At 60.4% G+C, this 18,035-nt stretch carries 18 protein-coding genes and 1 pseudogene; 13 read left to right on the top strand and 6 right to left on the bottom strand.

Annotation, left to right across the window (positions count from 1 at the left end; all coding sequences use genetic code 11):
* Window positions 1–2: 2 nt before the first annotated feature.
* A complete protein-coding gene (locus ATY76_RS17850) occupies window positions 3–977 on the top strand; it encodes a formylglycine-generating enzyme family protein (protein WP_088676102.1) in 975 nt (324 codons plus the stop codon).
* Between the two features lie 302 nt (window positions 978–1,279).
* Here ATY76_RS17850 and ATY76_RS17845 read toward each other — a convergent pair.
* Window positions 1,280–2,101: pseudogene (locus ATY76_RS17845) on the bottom strand (amidohydrolase); the annotation flags it as partial.
* Window positions 1,983–2,237, bottom strand: a complete 255-nt coding sequence (locus ATY76_RS34515) for a hypothetical protein (protein ID WP_348627522.1) — start codon at window positions 2,235–2,237, stop codon at window positions 1,983–1,985. The gene ATY76_RS34515 and the pseudogene ATY76_RS17845, both read right to left, overlap by 119 nt.
* Before the next feature lie 92 nt (window positions 2,238–2,329).
* Here ATY76_RS34515 and ATY76_RS17840 point away from each other — a divergent pair, with 92 nt between their 5' ends.
* The 4 genes from ATY76_RS17840 to ATY76_RS17825 are packed head-to-tail and all read left to right on the top strand — an operon-like array spanning window position 2,330 to window position 5,567.
* Complete coding sequence (locus ATY76_RS17840; protein ID WP_088676032.1) at window positions 2,330–2,617, top strand: DUF971 domain-containing protein; 288 nt, start codon at window positions 2,330–2,332, stop codon at window positions 2,615–2,617.
* 10 nt (window positions 2,618–2,627) lie between these two features.
* Window positions 2,628–4,364 (top strand): fumarate reductase/succinate dehydrogenase flavoprotein subunit, encoded by a 1,737-nt coding sequence (locus tag ATY76_RS17835; RefSeq protein ID WP_088676031.1) that lies wholly within the window; start codon window positions 2,628–2,630, stop codon window positions 4,362–4,364.
* A gap of 11 nt (window positions 4,365–4,375) precedes the next feature.
* On the top strand, window positions 4,376–4,609 hold the full coding sequence (locus tag ATY76_RS17830; RefSeq protein ID WP_064841978.1) for a ferredoxin family protein: 234 nt from the start codon (window positions 4,376–4,378) through the stop codon (window positions 4,607–4,609).
* Window position 4,610: 1 nt separating this feature from the next.
* Window positions 4,611–5,567 (top strand): HEAT repeat domain-containing protein, encoded by a 957-nt coding sequence (locus tag ATY76_RS17825; RefSeq protein ID WP_088676030.1) that lies wholly within the window; start codon window positions 4,611–4,613, stop codon window positions 5,565–5,567.
* An 18-nt stretch (window positions 5,568–5,585) separates the two neighbouring features.
* Here the strand turns inward: ATY76_RS17825 and ATY76_RS17820 are convergent, their stop codons facing one another.
* Window positions 5,586–6,392: a Crp/Fnr family transcriptional regulator gene (locus tag ATY76_RS17820; protein WP_088676029.1), complete on the bottom strand. Its 807-nt coding sequence runs from the start codon at window positions 6,390–6,392 to the stop codon at window positions 5,586–5,588.
* A 337-nt stretch (window positions 6,393–6,729) separates the two neighbouring features.
* Here ATY76_RS17820 and ATY76_RS17815 point away from each other — a divergent pair, with 337 nt between their 5' ends.
* The 3 genes from ATY76_RS17815 to ATY76_RS17805 are packed head-to-tail and all read left to right on the top strand — an operon-like array spanning window position 6,730 to window position 9,784.
* Window positions 6,730–8,142, top strand: coding sequence for an ABC transporter substrate-binding protein (locus ATY76_RS17815; RefSeq protein ID WP_088676028.1), 1,413 nt, complete (start codon window positions 6,730–6,732; stop codon window positions 8,140–8,142).
* A gap of 8 nt (window positions 8,143–8,150) precedes the next feature.
* Entirely contained in the window at window positions 8,151–8,945 is a 795-nt protein-coding gene (locus ATY76_RS17810; protein ID WP_210199520.1) for an ABC transporter permease, read from the top strand.
* Window positions 8,942–9,784 carry an ABC transporter ATP-binding protein gene (locus ATY76_RS17805; protein ID WP_088676027.1) on the top strand — a complete coding sequence of 281 codons (843 nt, stop codon included), beginning with the start codon at window positions 8,942–8,944 and terminating at the stop codon, window positions 9,782–9,784. The genes ATY76_RS17810 and ATY76_RS17805 overlap by 4 nt, the downstream gene beginning before the upstream one ends.
* Before the next feature lie 109 nt (window positions 9,785–9,893).
* On the opposite strand, the gene ATY76_RS17800 is transcribed toward ATY76_RS17805, so the two are convergent.
* The 3 genes from ATY76_RS17800 to ATY76_RS17790 all read right to left on the bottom strand — a co-directional run bounded on the left by ATY76_RS17800 (window position 9,894) and on the right by ATY76_RS17790 (window position 12,422).
* The gene (locus ATY76_RS17800; RefSeq protein ID WP_088676026.1) at window positions 9,894–10,643 is read right to left on the bottom strand and encodes a sulfite exporter TauE/SafE family protein; all 750 of its coding nucleotides are present in this window, start codon (window positions 10,641–10,643) and stop codon (window positions 9,894–9,896) included.
* Window positions 10,644–10,838: 195 nt separating this feature from the next.
* Window positions 10,839–11,561 carry a ribonuclease activity regulator RraA gene (locus ATY76_RS17795; protein ID WP_088676025.1) on the bottom strand — a complete coding sequence of 241 codons (723 nt, stop codon included), beginning with the start codon at window positions 11,559–11,561 and terminating at the stop codon, window positions 10,839–10,841.
* A 75-nt stretch (window positions 11,562–11,636) separates the two neighbouring features.
* A complete protein-coding gene (locus tag ATY76_RS17790) occupies window positions 11,637–12,422 on the bottom strand; it encodes an IclR family transcriptional regulator (RefSeq protein WP_088676024.1) in 786 nt (261 codons plus the stop codon).
* 203 nt (window positions 12,423–12,625) lie between these two features.
* Here ATY76_RS17790 and ATY76_RS17785 point away from each other — a divergent pair, with 203 nt between their 5' ends.
* The 5 genes from ATY76_RS17785 to ATY76_RS17765 are packed head-to-tail and all read left to right on the top strand — an operon-like array spanning window position 12,626 to window position 18,031.
* Window positions 12,626–14,149: an ABC transporter substrate-binding protein gene (locus ATY76_RS17785; protein WP_088676023.1), complete on the top strand. Its 1,524-nt coding sequence runs from the start codon at window positions 12,626–12,628 to the stop codon at window positions 14,147–14,149.
* A gap of 33 nt (window positions 14,150–14,182) precedes the next feature.
* The gene (locus ATY76_RS17780) at window positions 14,183–15,103 is read left to right on the top strand and encodes an ABC transporter permease (protein WP_088676022.1); all 921 of its coding nucleotides are present in this window, start codon (window positions 14,183–14,185) and stop codon (window positions 15,101–15,103) included.
* Window positions 15,100–16,017 (top strand): ABC transporter permease, encoded by a 918-nt coding sequence (locus tag ATY76_RS17775; protein ID WP_088676021.1) that lies wholly within the window; start codon window positions 15,100–15,102, stop codon window positions 16,015–16,017. The genes ATY76_RS17780 and ATY76_RS17775 overlap by 4 nt, the downstream gene beginning before the upstream one ends.
* The gene (locus ATY76_RS17770; protein WP_088676020.1) at window positions 16,017–16,988 is read left to right on the top strand and encodes an ABC transporter ATP-binding protein; all 972 of its coding nucleotides are present in this window, start codon (window positions 16,017–16,019) and stop codon (window positions 16,986–16,988) included. The genes ATY76_RS17775 and ATY76_RS17770 overlap by 1 nt, the downstream gene beginning before the upstream one ends.
* Window positions 16,985–18,031, top strand: coding sequence for an oligopeptide/dipeptide ABC transporter ATP-binding protein (locus ATY76_RS17765; protein ID WP_088676019.1), 1,047 nt, complete (start codon window positions 16,985–16,987; stop codon window positions 18,029–18,031). Before ATY76_RS17770 ends, ATY76_RS17765 begins: the two co-directional genes overlap by 4 nt.
* The last annotated feature ends 4 nt before the right edge of the window (window positions 18,032–18,035 follow it).

Raw genomic sequence — 18,035 nt, 5'->3', positions numbered from 1 at the left:
CGATGAGTGAGGAGCTGAAATCAGACCGCGAGGCCTGTTGTTGCGGCCAGAGGATACCTTCGGGCTCGTCTGGAAACGGCAGCCCGGTATCCGCGCCGATCGACATTCAGGCCCAAAACCTGCACGACGATGTCCTCCTGTCTGGAGGAACATTCGAGATGGGAGACGCATTCGGCGAAGGACGTGAGAGCGATGGAGAAAGGCCGGTCCACACTGTCTCCATAAGTCCTTTCCAGATCGACCGCACATGCGTCACCAACGACCAGTTCGAAGGGTTCATCGCGGCAACGGGCTATGTGACAGACGCGGAGAGGATAGGCGACTCCGCGGTGTTTGCCGCCTTTGTGGCGGCAGAGAGTGGAGACCTCGTCGGCCATCATGACACGCGCTGGTGGCTGACGGTGAGGGGCGCAGATTGGCGGCATCCCTTCGGCCGCCACTCGAGCATCGAAGATTCAGGCAAGCATCCCGTCGTCCATGTCAGCTACGACGACGCACAGGCCTATTGCAGATGGGCAGGACGAACCCTGCCGAGCGAAGCAGAGTGGGAATATGCCGCCCGGGCCGGACACAAAGGCCTCAGATTTCCCTGGGGCGACGATCTCGAACCGGACGGCGTCCATATGGCGAATGTCTGGCAGGGGGAATTTCCCGGACGCAATACCGGTGCCGACGGCTGGCTGGCGACGGCACCGGTGGCAAGTTATCCGCCGAGCGATTTCGGCCTGTATGACATGATCGGCAATGTGTGGGAATGGTGCGCGGACTGGTACGACAGGGACTATTACACGCAATCGCCGTCGCTCGACCCTCTGGGCCCTGCAACGGGCGACCGCCGAGTTGCGCGCGGTGGCTCGTATCTGTGCCACAGAAGTTACTGCAAGCGTTATCGCGTTGCCGCCCGTCTGTCTAACACCCCCGAATCGACCGCCTGCAATTTGGGTTTTAGAACCGTCTTGCGGTCAGATCGCGGATAGGTCACACGCCTTGAACGGATTAGAACCACAAACGACCTGCGTGAAAGCTATACGCCTACCAAACGTTATCGTCCTTGCTCACCTGCCGGGCCGGTTCCCTTAGATCCATTGTGCGATCTTCTTGGCCTGAACGTGAACCCCCATAGCCACAAACCGGACCCTTGCCCGGAAATCTCTCGCCGTGCCAGAACCGGTGATCCCGCTATTCAGTGTCAGTGGCGTGCGAACGTCCTGGCCCGCATCGCCGATGCAACCGGATCAGGTGGTGAGTGGCCGACATGTACGCCGGCCCCGGGACACCGCTATAACCGATAGAAGCGCGCGGCGTTGTCGTAAAACAGTGCGAGACGCTCGTTTGGAGAATAGCTGGCGGTGATGGACTTGAAGCGGTCCATGATCTTGTCGTAGCTGCCGAACAGCTTGTCGACCGGGAAGTTCGAGGCAAACATGCACCTCTCGATGCCGAACGCTGCGATCGCCTCCTCGACATAGGGTCTGATGCTTTCGACCGTCCAGGTCCAATCGCCCATTCCGAGACCTGAGATTTTGCAGGCGACATTGGGCGCCTGCGCAAGCACGCGCATCCCACTTCGCCACCCCTCGAAATGGCTTGGTCCGTCTACCTGCATGCCCGTGTGGTTCAAGATGATCTGCACGTCGGGAAAATCGCGGGCAAGATCGAGAAATTCTTCCATCTGCCAGTAGTAGAGCTGAAGGTCGAAGCTGAGACCCCGTCGGGCAAGCTGCTTGAAACCGCTGCGCCACTCCGGTGTCCGGCTAACGCCAGATTCAGTCAGGTAAGTCTTGGCAGGATCCTGGTGGTAGTTCATCGACTGCCGAATGCCGCGGAAGTTCGCGCACGACATGTGCTCGTCAAGGAGATCGCCGACGTCCGGCTTACGAAAGTCGGCATATCCGACAATGCCGTGAGGAAAACCGTGCTTGTCGGCCACGCCCTGCAGCCACCGCGTCTCACCGGCCGGATCCTTGGGATCGTATCCAACGTCAAGATGGACTGCCTTTACGAGGTTCTGATTTTTCGCGTCGGCCAGAAAGTCGTCGATGAGGTAAGTCTAAGGAAGGTTTCCCCGGATCGACAGTCTCATTCCGCACGACAACAATGGGATCAACCTTGCCGCCAGCGACCTTACGCAATGACACGACGTTCGTATCGAGCAGCAGCAGGAGGTCAACCGGTTGAGCAGGTTTATTGCGCTGCGAGAGCGGCAAGTCGATATCTGCCGCACGCGGCGCCAGCATGTCACCGAGTGTCCGCGTCTGCTCCATGGCAATTTATTGCGTGTCTCTGGCATCCGCTCCTTTAGAGTGGCGTTCAACTGACAGGGAATGCCATGACACCATTGCAACTGAATCTGAAACCGGAACGCCGTACGCTCGCCATCACCTGGGAAGGCGGCGACGTCTCTCTTCTTCCCGCCTCTGAACTCCGCCGGCGCAGCCGTGCTGCCCAGGCGGTGCGCGCGTCCCTCGACGGGCGCGAGACGAGCTTCGCCGACGTCACGGTGATGGGCATCGAGCCGATCGGCTCCTATGCCATCAGGCTGGTTTTCTCGGATGGGCACGATCGTGGGATCTACCCTTGGCAATATTTGCGCGAAATCGCCGATTCATTGGCTTGAGGAATGATGCATGGATAAGTTTGTAGAAGGCCTGTCCGAGGTCGCGTGCGACGTGCTGGTGATCGGCGGCGGTACGGCCGGGCCGATGGCAGCATTGAAGGCAAAACAGCGCAATCCCGACCTCAACGTCATCCTGCTCGAAAAAGCCAACGTCAAGCGCTCGGGGGCAATCTCCATGGGCATGGACGGGCTGAACAACGCGGTCGTTCCCGGCTACGCGACGCCGGAGCAATACACCAAGGAAATCACCATCGCCAATGACGGCATCGTCGATCAGGCGCCGGTCTATAAATATGCGTCACGATGCTACGAGATCATCGAGGAGCTCGACCGCTTCGGCATCCGCTTCCAGAAGAATGCCAATGGCGATTTCGACCTGAAGAAGGTGCATCATCTCGGCACCTATGTCCTGCCGATGCCGAATGGGGACACCGTCAAGAAGGCGCTCTACCGGCAACTGCGCCGCGAGCGCATTCTGATCTCCAACCGCTACATGGCGACGCGGCTCCTGACGGCAAGGGACGGAAAGATTGCCGGGGCGATCGCCGTCAACACACGCTCGGCGGAGTTCCTCGTTCTGCGTGCGAAGACAGTGATCCTCTGCATGGGAGCGGCGGGACGGCTCGGCCTGCCGCACTCCGGTTATCTCTTCGGCACCTATGAGAACCCGACCAATTCAGGCGATGGTTATGCCATGGCCTATCATGCGGGTGCCGCGCTCGCGAACCTCGAATGTTATCAGATCAACCCGCTGATCAAGGACTATAACGGCCCCGCCTGCGCCTATGTCGCCGGCCCCTTCGGCGCCTATACCGCCAACAGCGAAGGCAACCGCTTCATCGAAAGCGACTACTGGTCCGGCCAGATGATGCAGGAATTCTACAACGAGCTGCAGTCCGGCAAAGGCCCGGTCTTCCTGAAGCTCAATCATCTCCATCACGACACGGTCGGCGAGATCGAGCAGATCCTCCACAAGGTCGAGCGCCCCTCGCGCGGACGCTTCCACGAGGCGCGCGGCACCGACTACCGCGAAAAGATGATCGAGATGCACATCTCCGAAATCGGCTTCTGTTCCGGCCACAGCGCCTCAGGGGTGTTCGTCGATGAATTCGCGCGCACGACCGTCGAGGGCCTCTATGCGGCGGGCGACATGGCGAATGTCCCGCATAACTATATGCTCGGCGCCTTCACCAACGGCGCCGTCGCGGGAGAACATGCAGCCGACGTCGCCGCTGAAATCGAGCTTCCCGACTATGATCGCGAGTTCGTCGCACGCGAATGCGAACGCGTGCTGGCGCCGACGCGGCGCGGCGACGGCATTCCGCCCAACCAGCTCGAATACAAGGCGCGCCGTCTGGTCAACGACTATCTGCAGCCGCCGAAGGTGACGGCCAAGATGCGGATCGGCCAGCAGCGGCTCAGCGAAGTCCGCGACGATCTTGAGACTGCGCTCGTCGCCCGCGACGCTCATGAACTGATGCGGGCGCTCGAAGTCTCCTCGATCCTCGATTGCGCCGAGATGGCTGCCCATGCCTCGCTGTTCCGCACCGAGAGCCGCTGGGGTCTCTACCACAATCGCGTCGACTATCCCGAAAAGGACGACGACAACTGGTTCTGCCACACGCTTCTCAAGAAGATCGACGGCCGCATGGTTTCGGAGAAGCGGAAGGTAGAGCCCTATGTCGTTCCAATCGAAACCGAGGAACGGACGGCATACGACCGTCTGCGTGTTCAAAAGCAAGCCTGACAGGAAGATCCATGCCACTCGCCCTCTCCCCCAGCACAGTCCCGGTGACCGTCGACGACGCCAAATGCATCGCCGACAAGGGCTGCACGGTCTGTGTCGACGTCTGCCCGCTCGATGTGCTGCGTATCAGCGATTTGACCGGAAAGGCCTATATGAAGTTCGACGAATGCTGGTATTGCATGCCCTGCGAAACGGACTGCCCGACCGGCGCCGTCACCGTCAACATTCCCTATCTGTTGCGCTGACATGAGTGTCTTTGAACCCTTCGAAGCCTTCGGCGACATCGAGACCATCGCCGAACGCCTGCTGGATCCGGATGCCGCCATTCGCCGCCTTGCTGTGATCGAGCTTGCCGAAACCGCAAGCCCGGAGGCCTTGCCGCACCTGATCGACGCTGCCGGGGACGCAAGCGGCGAGGTCCGCCTTCAGGTGGCGATCGCCCTTGGCGAGTTCGATGGCGCCGGTGCTGCCGGCGGCTTGGCGCGATTGGTCGTCGACGATCAACCTCCCGTCGCGCAAGCTGCGGCAGATGGTCTGGCGGAGCTGAAGCATCCGGAGGCAGGCGGCAGCCTGCTGCCCTTGCTGGATCATGCGAGCGCCTTCGTGCGCGCGGCGGCATTTCGCGGATTGAAAGGGTTGCGGCGACAGGACTCACTCGGCCCCGCCCTGATTGCGCTGCGTGACGCGGACGCGACCGTACGGGTGCAGGCGCTCGGAACGGTCGCCTATCTCAAGCTCGACTCGACAATCCCATCCTTGATTGCCGCATCGCGTGACGAGGATGCCGACGTACGCGCCGCAGCGGTCAACGCCTTGACGTTCACGGCGCAACCCGCTGCCGCCGAGGCGGTTTCGACTGCTCTTGGCGACGGGAACTGGCAGGTCCGGGCGGCGGCAGCGGAATCCCTCGGCCGCATCGGCCACGGCTCGGCGGTCGAAGCGCTCGCCAAGGCGCTTTCCGACGACTATTGGCAGGTGCAGCAGAAATCGCTGGGCGCCCTCGGCAAGCTGAAGGCGAATGCGGCCCTGCCCCGGATCGTCCCGCTGCTCGAAAGCGGCATGCCTACCTTGCGGAAGGAGGCCGCGGCAGCACTCGGCGAAATCGGCAACCCCGGCGCCCGGGAATCGCTTGCCGCGCATGTCAACGATCCCGACCCCGATGTGCGCAAGACGGTGCGTTGGGCGCTTACACGCCTGGTTTAGAAAAGGCCGGGCGGCGCCTTACGCGCCGCCCTTCGAGACCATCGCCATCAGCAGATGCGGCCGCTCGATGCGGATATGGCGCGGCGTGACGGTCACCAAGCCTTCTTTCTGGAAACGCTTCATCATCATCGTTACCCATTGCCGGGTGGAGCCGACCATGGCCGCGATCTGGTCATGGGTCACCTTCGCGTTGATGATGACGGCGTGTCCCTCACGCACGCCATGCAGCTTCCCGAGATTCATCAGAAACTGCGCCAGCCGCTCGATGACCGATCGGGTGCCGAGCATCTGGGCCATAGCGGAATAGCTTTTGCCTTTCGCTGCCAGGCCCTGGATAAGACAGAGCGCAAAATTGGGCAGTTCTGCGATCAGCTTGCGCAGTACGGAGCCGGGCAGGAACAGGATCTCGCAATCGTCAAGCGCTTCGCCCGACCAGATATGCGTACCACCGCCGGTCATCTCCGGTCCGCCGATGAAATTGCCCGATGTCCAATAGGCCAGCGTGATTTCCCGGCCTGATGGTGCCGAATAGAAGACGCGCACGGAGCCGCGCACGATAATGAAAATGCCTCCATGCCTGTCACCCTGGGTGAAGATCGTCTCGCCGGCTGTGAAGCTCAGCTGCCGCCCGTGGCTGCGCAGGACCGCCCATTCGTCGTGCTTGAGCGGATCAAGGAAACGTGCACCTTCATCGAACCCCTCGACCGTCTCGCTGAGAAACAATGACTGCGTGCCAGGCAAAACGACTTGCTGCGGCAGCTCGGGCCTTGTGTCGCGCAATCCGCGCTGCGGCTCCGGCTTTGCGATTTCAAAATCCAAGCTCATCGTCGATCGCCTCTCTGGTGTCGAATGAGCGATAAATACATATAAAATCTATGGACTATAAAGAAATATAATTCCGTATTCTGCCGCAAACAAGGTCGTTTATCACCGCGCGCCGTTGGAACCCGCTGCAGAACATTGCAGCTAAGCTCCTATGATTACTAACAGAAGCGCATAGGCGGCACTGCGTATCCATCTCCGCTTGAAGCCTGGCGCAGCACTGCCGCCAAGGCAATGCAAATTAATTGCTTCCGCCGTCAGGGGCCGCGCCACATAAATTGGCATGACTGGATTTCAACCATTTCCCGCCGCAACGTGACGGGCAAGACAGGGGTGGCACATGTATCATCGCTTAACGTTGGCAGCAGCAGCTTTAGCTGCGGTCAGTTTCGTCGGCACGGCGCAGGCGGAAACCATTCGCGTCGCCATCGGAACTCAAGACACCACCATCAACACCGCCACCGGCGGCCTTTTGATCAGGGAACTAAACCTCCTGGAAAAATACCTGCCGCATGACGGCAAATACAAGGATGCCACCTACGACATCCAATGGAAGAACTTTACCAGCGGCGCGCCGATCACCAACGAACAGATCGCCGGCAAGCTCGATTTCGGGGTGATGGCGGATTTCCCCGGATCCTTCAACGGCCTCGCCCATCTGAAGGCGGGGCGAAAGAGCCTGTTCATCTCGGTCCTCTCCGGCAGCGTCAAGGGTAGCGGCAACGGCATCGTCGTTCCGACGGAATCTCCGATCCAGTCCATCTCCGAACTGAAAGGCAAGACGATTTCGGTTCCCTTCGCCTCGACCTCGCATGGCCTCTTGCTGCGCGCCATCAAGGCTGAGGGCTGGGACCCGGAAAAGGATGTCAACATCATCGCCCAGGCGCCAGAAGTCGCCGGCGGCGCGCTGAAGGCCAACCAGATCGAGGCCCATGCCGATTTTGTGCCTTTTGCCGAGCTTTACCCATGGCGGGGCTTCGCGCGAAAGATCTATGACGGCTCACAGGCGAACGGCCCCACCTTCCACGGTGCGCTGGTCGATGCGGACTACGCCGAAAAATATCCCGAAGTCGTCACAGCCTATCTGCGCGCCGCGATTGAAGCCGACCAACTCATCGCCAAGGAGCCGGAGAAATACAGCGAACTGATCGCCAAAGTCACCGGCGTCGAGGCCGAGGTGGATTATCTCTTCCACGGCCCGCTTGGTCTCCAGACCCGCGACCTCACCTGGAAGCCGGAATACCGGCAGGCCGTCGGCACCGCGATCGAGACGCTGCAGTATCTAAAGAAGGCCGATAGCGGGCTCGACGTCGAAACATTCATCGACGACCGCTTCATCAAAGCCGCCTTCAAGGCCTCCGGTCTCGACTACGAGGCAAGCCTGAAGAACTATGATCAGCTTCCGCTCGACGCAAAGGATGCGTCGACCGGCGAGCAGATCAAGGATCCGAAGCGCGTTGCCGAGATCTGGGTCAAGGACGAGCCGCTCGTCCGCCACTACGCCTCGGCGGAAAATGCCTTCAAGGCTTTGAAGGCGCTCGAAGGCGAAGGCATGGCCATCCGCGTCTTCTATGCGCAGGATCGGGAGAGCGGCATTAAGCTGCTCGGCAATCAGGCTTGGTTCGTTCGCGACGAAAAGGGCGAGATGGGCGCCTTCCTGCTCAAGGAGAGCGCCGAGAGCTGGGCCAAGGCGCATGGCGGCGCCGTGCTCGATTTCGCCAGCGCCAAATCTTCCGCCTTGGCCAGCAACTGAGGCCGATAATGACGACGTGGATGCATCCCGACTACGGATCTTGGCTGCGCCGCGCGGGATCGATCGCCATCTGCCTCCTCCTGTGGCAGATGGCATCCACTCTGCGTCTCGATCTCGGCCTGGTCACCTTCCGAAACGTGCCTTCGCCGGTGGATGTGTTCGCCTCCGCCCTGGGGTTCCTCCAGTCGCCGAAACTCATCGCGCATGTTTCCAGCAGCCTCGAAAGGGTGTTTGCCGGATATACGATCGCCGCCGTTGTCGGCATTGCCTGCGGCCTGATCATCGGTCGGTCGCGAAAGGTCGGAGATTTTCTGCTTGCGCCGCTCGAACTCCTGCGGCCGATCCCGGCCGTCGCCTGGATACCGCTTGCCGTGCTGATGTTTCCGTCGTCCGAACTGTCGATGATCTTCATTACCTTCACCGGCGCCTTGTTTCCCATCCTGCTCAATACCGTCCACGGGGTCGAAGGCGTCGATCCGCGCCTGATCGCAGCCGCAAAGAGCCTCGGCAGCACCCGCCGCGCAATGCTGTTCGAGGTCATCCTTCCCGGCGCGGCGCCCAGCATCGTCACCGGCCTTGCCATCGGCATGGGCACCTCGTGGTTCTGTCTGGTGACCGCCGAAATGATCTCCGGCCAATTCGGCATCGGCTATTACACCTGGGAAGCCTATACCTTGCAGAATTACCCCGAGATCATCGTCGGCATGGCGGTAATCGGCGTGCTCGGCATGGGCAGCAGCACCCTGCTGCGTGCCGTGGGCAACGCGCTCATCCCCTGGCAAAAAAAGGAAGCAGCACGATGAACAGCCATCAGCGCCTCGTGCGATCGGAGACCGGCCGGATTCTGGCGGAGCAGGTCTCCATTCGTCTCGGCAAGGGAAAGGCCGCTTTTGAAGCGGTCTCGGATGTCAGCTTCTCCGTCGCGCCCGGCGAATTCGTCTGCCTGCTCGGCCCCTCCGGCTGCGGAAAATCGACCCTTCTCGGCGCACTTGCCGGCCATATCGATATTGCCGGCGGCAGATTGAATGTCGATGGCACGCCGGTCAGCGGCCCGCATCCTGAGCGCGGCATCGTCTTCCAGCACCACACCCTGTTTCCCTGGAAGAGCGCGCGCGACAATGTCGCCTTCGGACCGAAGATGCGCGGCGTCGGCAAGCAACAGCGCCGGCGCGAGGCGCAGAGGATGCTCGACCTCGTCGGCCTCAACGGTTTTGCCGATCGCTATCCCGCCCAGCTTTCCGGCGGCATGCAGCAGCGGGTGGAAATCGCTCGTGTCCTCGTCAACCAGCCGCGCCTGCTGCTTATGGATGAGCCATTCGGCGCGCTCGACGCCCTCACGCGGCTGAAAATGCAGGAACTGCTGCTCGCCATATGGGAACAGTTCCGCAAGACCATCCTGTTCGTGACGCATGATATCGACGAGGCGCTGCTGCTCGCCGACCGGATCATCGTGATGAAGGCCCAGCCCGGCCGCATTCACGAAGAGATTATCGTCCCCTTCCCGCGGCCGCGCTCGACCGACATCGTCGCATCGCCCGAATTCTCGCGGCTGAAGCGCCACTGCCTCGAACTGCTCCATGAAGACAGAGGCACCGATACGCTTCCTCGCCTGACACCGCTTGGATTGGGAAGAGCTGTCTAATTGCTGAAAGGCCTTCCATCGCCGGGTTGCAGCTTCTAAGGATCGGGTATTTCCCTCTGGCCCTGGGCGACGTTGGTCCTCAGATTTGGCGAGGGTGCCGGACCTCCGTTCAAAGATAAGCTCGCGAAAAGAACACCACGGTCGTCAAAAGGGCGACCCCGAGGGTTAGCATCCGGACGATCGATGATGGCAGTCTACGTCCGACATGCGCCCCGATCCACCCTCCGATAATGGCACCGAGCGTCATGGAAATGCACTGTTGCCAGACGATTGCCCCGGCCAGTATGAAGACGACGACGGCAACCGCGTTTGCAGCAGTTACCATCACCATTCTCGTCGGATTGAGACTCTTGATCTCCCCGCCCCCGAGCACGCTCCATGCCGCAAGCATCATCAGGCCCACTGCGCCGCCAAAATAGCCGCCATAAAGACCGAGAAGAAACTGAACGGTTGCGAAGGCCAGAATGTTCGGACGCACCTGCGTTCGGAGCTTTGTGCTGAGCCTTGGACCTGCAGCCAGCATCAATGTCGCCACCAGCAAAAGCCATGGCAGGATACCATCGAAAATCCTGGAGGGGGTTAGAAGCAGCAAAACGCTTCCGGCCACACCACCCAAAACCGTCACAATGGCAATCGGCACGACATTGACGCCGCAAACACTCTTAACACCGTCACGGTAGACCCACGAACTCGCCAATCCGCCGGGAAACAAGGCTAATGTGCTTGTCGCGTTTGCGGCAACCGACGGCACTCCGACCGATATTAGCGCAGGAAGCGATACGAACGACCCGCCGCCGGCCAACGCATTCATGCTGCCCGCTAACAAACCGGCGAAGAAAAGAAGAAGGATATCATACATGTCAGGTCGCCTCAGCGGTTGAATTCCGCCAAGACGCTTGGCTAAAAAGGCGGCCTAAGGCAATCCCATCCCCTCAAACGGCGAAAGATAGGCACGCCTTGACTACATCCGAACACAGATTTCCAAAGGTTCATAGACAGGCATCGAAGGTCCGCCTACGCCGGCACTTCCTCGTGTCCCTCAAGTTTCCGATAATCAGCTCTCGGCTCTCCGGGCTTTGCGCCATTGCGCATAGCGTGCAAGCGTTTCCTCATTCGGCGGATAGACGCCAAGCGTTGAGCGTCCTGATTCGATCTCGATTTTCAGAAATGCCTCCTGCTCCTCCATCGCAACCGCCTCGTCGGCAATTTCGTCCACATATTCTCGTGGAATGACGATGACGGCTTCGCTATCGCCGAAGATGATGTCGCCCGGATAGACGGCCACGCCACCGCAGGCAATCGGCTGGTTCATGTCGGACGCATGATGCGCGACCAGGTTGGCGGGTGCGGCCGGTCCCAGGCAATAGGTCGGGAAACCCAAGGAGGCGATGTCGGCCGTGTCACGCACGCCCCCGTCCAGAACCATTCCCGCAGCATTCCGATACACGAGACGCCGCGCGAGCATCGCGCCGATACCGGCGACTTCGGCGAGCGCCCGGCAATCAAAAACGAGCACATGACCATCGGGTATCGTGTCGATCGCCCTGCGCTGATAGTTCGACGGATCGGAACTGTAGGTGGAACCGTCGATATCTTCCCGGGCCGGGATATAGCGAACCGTTACAGCCGGGCCGATCATCGGCTTGTCGAGCGCCGAAAGCGGGCGCACGCCGCGAATGGCCGTGTTGCGCAATCCCCGCTTCAAAAGCAGCGTGCTCAAGGTCGCCGAATTGGTGCGTTCAAGCTTGGCCAGAACCGAAGAATCTAAGGCTTTCATGTTGCTCCTCCGTCGCATATCGAAAGAGCATCTAGCAGGCGGATCGAATATGTTCAATATAGAAATTGTAATTTCTTATTTGGATAGTGGATGTCGTCCGTCGATGGCTTTTGTTAGCAGAGCGGCGCAATCGAGCGCCTCCCGACGGATGGAGCGCGCCCTATCTGGCATAGCCTCGCCGATGAAGGGAACGCTGATTGTCGCAACAAGCTGGCCGCTGCCGTCGAAAACGGGCGTGGCAACCGCCCGCACACCAAGATTGGATTCCTGATTGTCCTCGGCATATCCGTTTCGACGAATTTCCGTCAGCGCCTCCTTCAGAGCCTCCGGGTCTGTGATGGTGTAGGGTGTCCGCGCTTCCAGTCCGGGCGCGCAATAAGCCTCGACTTCGCTATAATCTGAAAACGCAAGCGCCAGCTTTCCTCCGGCGCCGACATGCTTGCGCGATCGCCCGCCAACCTTGATGAAAAGCGAATAATCTCCCGGACTTGGCGCAGCAAAAATCGTCATCATTTCATCGCCTTCAGGCGCAGCAAGCTTGAAGGATTCCGATATCTTCTCGGCCGCAGCCGTCAAAAGCGGCCTCGCCGCCTCAACCAGCAAAGCCTTGTCTGCCCCGGGAGAAATACGGCGCGCAAGCTCGATGAATTTCGGCCCGAGTTCGTAAATGGAACCACCATTGACGCGCGCCACCAGCCCATGAGCACTCAAGGAATTCAGGATTCTGTACACCGTGGAGCGCGGCACGCCGAGCTGCTCGACGAGCGAGGCGAGCGAAATGCCCGTTCGCGCATCTGCAATCGCTTCTAGGAGATGCGCAGTCTTTTCAACCACCGGCGACCCATGCTTAAGTTCATTCATGAACTAATTATTCCTTATTTGAATTACGGATGTTGACATTCTGCTCGCACCTGCGCATTTTGCCTTAGGGAATGTCAGATATGACACTACCCGCTTGCGGGAGGAAGTAAAGCTGTCAAAACGCGCCCTACGAGGCGAGCCACAGCTGCTTTCGAGACGCTGACAGAGACAAAGCGGGCGTAGCCTTGCAGGAGGAGGACATCATGAGGACTATATCGATCGGCAAATCTGCGAAGATTGGCCTTCTTGCGCTGTCGTTGGCAGCAAGCGTGGCGTTTCCCAGCTATGCTGCATCCGACGCATTGACCGTTGTGGTGACGGATGAACCAAAGTCACTGGATCCTTGCGACACAGATCTCTCGGGCAACGCCCGCGTCCTGCGCAACAACATCACCGAAACGCTGGTCAACCTCAGCCCTGCCGACGGTTCGGTTCAAGCCAGTCTTGCGACGGCTTGGGAGCAAGTCGATGAGTTGACCTGGAAGTTTACGCTGCGTCAGGGCGTGAGCTTCCACGATGGAAAAGCCTTTGATGCCGCTGCCGTTGCCGCGGCCCTGAAGCGCGCTCAGGACCCGGCTCTTGCCTGCGAAGTCGGCCTCGCCACACTCAAAGGGATCGTTCTCACACCAGAGGTCGTTGATGCGCAGACGCTGGTCATCCGTACGGATGTCGTTGAGCCCATCCTCCCCAACAAACTCGCGGCTCTCGATATTGGATCGCCGGACACGCCCGCGGATACCAAGTCCCGTACGCCGATCGGTACCGGCCCCTACGAGCTCACAGCTTGGACGCCGGGCCAATCGATCACGCTGGCGGCGTTCGACAAATACTGGGGCGACAGGCCGGCCATCAAGAATGCAACGATTCTCTGGCGCGCGGAATCGGCGGTTCGCGCCGCGATGGTCGATACCGGGGAGGCGCAGGTCGCCTATGAAATCGCGCCGCAGGACGGCACGACCGAAAACGATCACGCATTTCCCAATGCCGAAACATCCCTGCTGCGCATCGATCAGGAGGTCGCACCTCTGAATGACAAGCGCGTGCGCGAGGCGCTCAATTTGGCGATCGATCGGGACGGGCTGATCGGCACGATCTTCCATCCGCAGGCCCAGAAGGCGATGCAGGTGGTTCTGCCCTCCGTATTCGGCTACAACCCCGATATCCCGGTCTGGGTCTACGACCCGGAAAAGGCACGCAGTCTGTTGGACGCTGCGCGTGCCGACGGTGTGCCCGTTGATACGGAAATTGTTATCTACGGGCGCACTGGGCTCTATCCGAATTCGTCCGAGAGCCTTGAGGCCATTCAGGCGATGCTCGCAGATGCCGGCTTCAATGTCCGTCTGGAAATGCTGGAAACCAGTCCGTGGCTGAAGAAACTGCTGAAGCCCTGGGATGCCGACCGCCAGCCGTCCATTCTGCAGACCCAGATCGACAACACTGAAGGCGATGCCGTCTTCACGCTGCCCAATCGCTTCACCAGCGACGGCAACACTTCATCGATCGCCGACCGGAAACTGGACTCCCTGATTTCCGGGGCCTCCAAAGCAACGGGCGACGAGCGCAAACGCCTTTTCCAGGAAGCGTTCAAATATCTCGCTGTCGATGCAGTCAACATCGTGCCGCTGTTCCATATGGTCACGATCGCGCGCATCGCACCTGATGTGAACTACACTCCGGATGTCCAGGCCGGTAACGAAATCAAGCTGAGGACGATCAGCTACCGCTGACCGTCTTCTTCCGATTGCTGCGGGGGAGAACTGATGTCGCTCGCCTATTTTGTCAGAAGGACCGTCTTCGCCGCGCTCGCGCTTGCGGCATTGATGACAGCCGCCTTCATCCTTGTGCGCCTTACCGGCGATCCCGTGAACCTTTATCTGCCGGTCGATGCTTCGGATGCGGCGCGTGAGGCGATGCGGGTTCGCCTCGGTCTTGATCGTTCTCTTCCCGGCCAGTTCATCGACTGGGCCGGAGACATGCTCCGGCTCGATTTTGGGATGTCCGTCTGGCACAATCGGCCGGCTATGGATGTGGTGCTCGAAGCCTTGCCGAACACCCTAGCGCTCGGTGCAATTGCCCTGACACTCGCCTTCGTTGCGGCAGTCGTCGCAGGCTCGATCGCAGCCGTCAATGCCGGCGGCTGGATCGACCGCGCCATCAATGTCCTGTCTCAGGCAGCCGCCAGCGTCCCCGATTTCTGGCTGGGCCTCATGGGCGTGCTGCTCTTTGCCGTCACGTTCCGCCTGTTGCCAACATCTGGATTCGGCGGCCCGATTTACTGGATCCTTCCCGTCGCCTGTCTTTTCGCCCGGCCGTTCGGAACACTTGTTCAGATCGTGCGCGGCTCGATGATCGAGGCGCTGAATGCAACATTCGTTCGTACCGCGCGCGCCAAAGGCGCCCGCAGCAAACGTGTGATCTTCGTTCATGCGTTGCGGAACGCTCTCTTGCCGGCGGTTACCGTGACTGGCGACCTGGCCGCGCAATTTGCCGGCGGCGGCGGCGTCGTCGAGGTCGTCTTCGGCTTCCCCGGCATCGGCAAGCTGCTGATCGACGGCATTCTCAAGCGTGATTTTGCCATCGTACAGGCGTCGATCTTCGCCGTCGCCATCGTGATCTTCATCATCAATATACTTGTCGACATGCTCTACGCTTCGATTGACCCGCGCGTGAGGGTGGAATGACCGAAGCGCCTTCAGAATTACTCAGCGAACGCAAGGCTGCAAGCGGCCGCCTGGCCTGGTTCCTTCGCGCCCTTCGCGGGGACCCCATGGCCGTCGCCGCCTCGATCTGGCTGCTGATCGTCGTCTTCGCCATTCTGGCGGATGCTTTTTCTCTTCTGGGAGACAATCGCATTTCGCTGAAGGCGCGCAATCTGCAACCATTCGACTTCAGCCAGGGCTGGACGCTATGGCTTGGTGCGGATGCACTCGGGCGGCCGCTTCTCGTACGATTGATTCAGGCGGCCTCGACAACCATCGGCATCGCCCTCGTGACTGTGCTGACCAGTCTTGTCGGCGGCACCCTGTTTGGCGTGATCGCCGGCTACTTCGGTGGCCTCATCGGCAACATCATCATGCGTGTTTCCGACATCATCCTCGGCTTTCCGACGCTGCTCGTTGCGCTGTTTGGTCTCTACCTGTTCGGACCGAGCGTTCTCAATCTAATAATGGTTCTCGCGATCACCCGCATGCCGGCCTACATCCGCGTTGCCCGAGCCGAAACGCTGGAAGCCCGCGAACGCCTGTTTGTCGATGCGGCCCGGGTCTTTGGCGGCGGATCGCTCTGGATTCTGAGGGTGCACATCCTCCCGAGCGTCGCGCCGACGATGTTGACTTTGGCCTCCGTCAATCTCGCCATGGTCATGCTGTTCGAATCCGGATTGAGCTATCTCGGTCTCGGAATTCAACCGCCGGCGGTGAGCTGGGGCCTTATGGTGGCGCAGGGTCAAGGTTATCTCTCCTCCGCTTGGTGGCTCGGCTTCTTTCCCGGCCTTGCCGTGATGCTCACTACCATGTCCTTCAATCTGCTCGCCAACTGGTTCCGGATCGTCAACGACCCCTCGCAGCACTGGCGTCTCGTGAGCCGGAGACGATAATGGCGCTTCTGGAAATCAAGGACCTTCAGGTCAGCTTCGACACGGCGGCCGGACGCATTCTCGCTCTCAACGGCGTCTCCTTCTCGCTGGAGCGCGGCGAGGTGCTGGCGCTGCTCGGCGAAAGCGGGTCAGGAAAATCCGTCACTGCCGCAGCGATCATGGATCTCATTCCCGACCCGCCGGGCGCGATCAACAATGGCACCATCCATTTCGACGGCGCCGATATCCTCCGGCTCCCCCAAAGCGAGCGCAGAGATCTGTGCGGCAGCCGCATTTCCCTGATCTTCCAGGATGCCCTTGCCGCCCTTAATCCCGTCTATCCTGTCGGCTGGCAGATCGCCGAAATGTTCCGCATCCATGGCCGCACACCGGAGGCTGGCATAGACAGCGCCGTTCTTGATCTTCTGACGGCTGTGGGCATTCCAGACCCCGCCCGGCGAGCGAAACAATATCCGCACGAGTTCTCGGGCGGCATGCGCCAGCGGATCATGATAGCGATGGCTGTTGCGCTCGAGCCCGATATCATCATTGCCGACGAACCAACAACAGCGCTCGATGTCACCATTCAGGCGCAGATCGTCGATCTTCTGGACCGCGTACGCAAGAAAAGCGATGCCGGCATGATCTTCATTACCCACGATCTCGGTGTCGTGGCAGAACTCGCCGATCGTGTCGCCGTGATGTACGCCGGCCGCATCGCCGAGACGGCCAGCGTCTTTGAACTGTTTGCGGACCCGCGCCATCCCTACAGCAAGGGGCTCCTCGCCTCGCAGCCACGCATGGATAGCGAGGAGGCCGAACTCACACCGATCCCCGGCTCAGCACCCAATCCGGCCACCCTTCCCTCCGGCTGTGCCTTCCGGACCCGCTGTCCCAGATCCGACGATATCTGCGCGCAGATCGTGCCCCCGCTTCAGCCCGCGGGCCCAGGCCGCCAGGTCGCGTGCCATTTCCCGGTATTTCCCGCATGAACAAGCCGCTTCTCAAAGTCGAGAATCTTTCACGTCATTTCGGTAACCCGCAGACGCCGATCCGCGCCGTCGAAGACGTCAGCTTCGAAATCGCTCCAGGCGAGACCCTCGGCCTTGTCGGCGAAAGCGGTTGCGGCAAGACGTCACTCGTCAGAACCCTGCTGAAACTTGGCCCCGCAACGAGCGGTCGAGCCCTGCTTGACGGCGTGGATATAACGACCGCGACCGGAAAGCAGCTTCATGCCCTGCGCCGCAAGATGCAGGTGGTGTTCCAGGACCCCTATCAATCACTCAATCCCCGCATGCGTGTCGATCGCCTGATCTCGGAGCCTTGGGCGCTGCATCCGGACGTGCTGCCGCGATCACGCTGGCGCGAAGAGACAATTAACCTTCTGGAGGCCGTTGGGTTGCGGGCCGAGCACGCCGAACGCTATCCCTCGGAATTCTCCGGTGGCCAGAGGCAGCGGCTCGGCATTGCGCGCGCCCTTGCACTGAATCCGACCCTTCTTGTCTGTGATGAGCCCGTATCAGCGCTCGACGTATCGGTTCAGGCCCAGGTGGTGAACCTTCTCGCGCAACTGCGACGGGAACGCAATCTGGCCATGTTGTTCGTCGCCCACGATCTCGCCGTCGTTCGGCATGTGTCCGATCGGGTCATGGTCATGTATCTGGGGAAGATCATCGAAACTGGACCCAAGGAGGCAATTTTCAGCGCGCCGGCCCATCCTTACACACAAGCTCTCCTCTCGGCCGTCCCAACACCGGACCCGAAGGCGCGCGGGACCCGAAAGCGCATCGTCCTGCAGGGGGACCTGCCCAGTCCCGCCAACCCTCCCAGCGGCTGTAGGTTCCGAACACGCTGTTGGAAAGCCACGTCGATTTGCGCAGAACGCGAGCCAGCGTTGATTGAGAGAACATCATCGCCCGGTTTGTTCACCGCCTGCCATCATGCGGCGGTCGAACCTGATCAATCGACCTCCGACCACGGACACGTTGATAGTGACACTCGGAACCGGAGCTTGCCGCTGCCATCGCCTCGATAAAACG

Source organism: Rhizobium sp. R339, from assembly GCF_002211395.1.
Taxonomy (GTDB): Bacteria; Pseudomonadota; Alphaproteobacteria; order Rhizobiales; family Rhizobiaceae; genus Rhizobium.
The sequence above is the reverse complement of the archived record's forward strand: the minus strand, read 5'-3'. Positions and strand labels throughout refer to the sequence as shown.

What these genes read in the sequence shown, in the direction of transcription:
- ATY76_RS17850 (WP_088676102.1), top strand. Translation starts at nt 3, where the DNA reads ATGAGTGAGGAGCTGAAATCAGACCGCGAGGCCTGTTGTTGCGGCCAG.
- ATY76_RS34515 (WP_348627522.1), bottom strand. Translation starts at nt 2,237, where the DNA reads ATGCTGGCGCCGCGTGCGGCAGATATCGACTTGCCGCTCTCGCAGCGC.
- ATY76_RS17840 (WP_088676032.1), top strand. Translation starts at nt 2,330, where the DNA reads ATGACACCATTGCAACTGAATCTGAAACCGGAACGCCGTACGCTCGCC.
- ATY76_RS17835 (WP_088676031.1), top strand. Translation starts at nt 2,628, where the DNA reads ATGGATAAGTTTGTAGAAGGCCTGTCCGAGGTCGCGTGCGACGTGCTG.
- ATY76_RS17830 (WP_064841978.1), top strand. Translation starts at nt 4,376, where the DNA reads ATGCCACTCGCCCTCTCCCCCAGCACAGTCCCGGTGACCGTCGACGAC.
- ATY76_RS17825 (WP_088676030.1), top strand. Translation starts at nt 4,611, where the DNA reads ATGAGTGTCTTTGAACCCTTCGAAGCCTTCGGCGACATCGAGACCATC.
- ATY76_RS17820 (WP_088676029.1), bottom strand. Translation starts at nt 6,392, where the DNA reads ATGAGCTTGGATTTTGAAATCGCAAAGCCGGAGCCGCAGCGCGGATTG.
- ATY76_RS17815 (WP_088676028.1), top strand. Translation starts at nt 6,730, where the DNA reads ATGTATCATCGCTTAACGTTGGCAGCAGCAGCTTTAGCTGCGGTCAGT.
- ATY76_RS17810 (WP_210199520.1), top strand. Translation starts at nt 8,151, where the DNA reads ATGACGACGTGGATGCATCCCGACTACGGATCTTGGCTGCGCCGCGCG.
- ATY76_RS17805 (WP_088676027.1), top strand. Translation starts at nt 8,942, where the DNA reads ATGAACAGCCATCAGCGCCTCGTGCGATCGGAGACCGGCCGGATTCTG.
- ATY76_RS17800 (WP_088676026.1), bottom strand. Translation starts at nt 10,643, where the DNA reads ATGTATGATATCCTTCTTCTTTTCTTCGCCGGTTTGTTAGCGGGCAGC.
- ATY76_RS17795 (WP_088676025.1), bottom strand. Translation starts at nt 11,561, where the DNA reads ATGAAAGCCTTAGATTCTTCGGTTCTGGCCAAGCTTGAACGCACCAAT.
- ATY76_RS17790 (WP_088676024.1), bottom strand. Translation starts at nt 12,422, where the DNA reads ATGAATGAACTTAAGCATGGGTCGCCGGTGGTTGAAAAGACTGCGCAT.
- ATY76_RS17785 (WP_088676023.1), top strand. Translation starts at nt 12,626, where the DNA reads ATGAGGACTATATCGATCGGCAAATCTGCGAAGATTGGCCTTCTTGCG.
- ATY76_RS17780 (WP_088676022.1), top strand. Translation starts at nt 14,183, where the DNA reads ATGTCGCTCGCCTATTTTGTCAGAAGGACCGTCTTCGCCGCGCTCGCG.
- ATY76_RS17775 (WP_088676021.1), top strand. Translation starts at nt 15,100, where the DNA reads ATGACCGAAGCGCCTTCAGAATTACTCAGCGAACGCAAGGCTGCAAGC.
- ATY76_RS17770 (WP_088676020.1), top strand. Translation starts at nt 16,017, where the DNA reads ATGGCGCTTCTGGAAATCAAGGACCTTCAGGTCAGCTTCGACACGGCG.
- ATY76_RS17765 (WP_088676019.1), top strand. Translation starts at nt 16,985, where the DNA reads ATGAACAAGCCGCTTCTCAAAGTCGAGAATCTTTCACGTCATTTCGGT.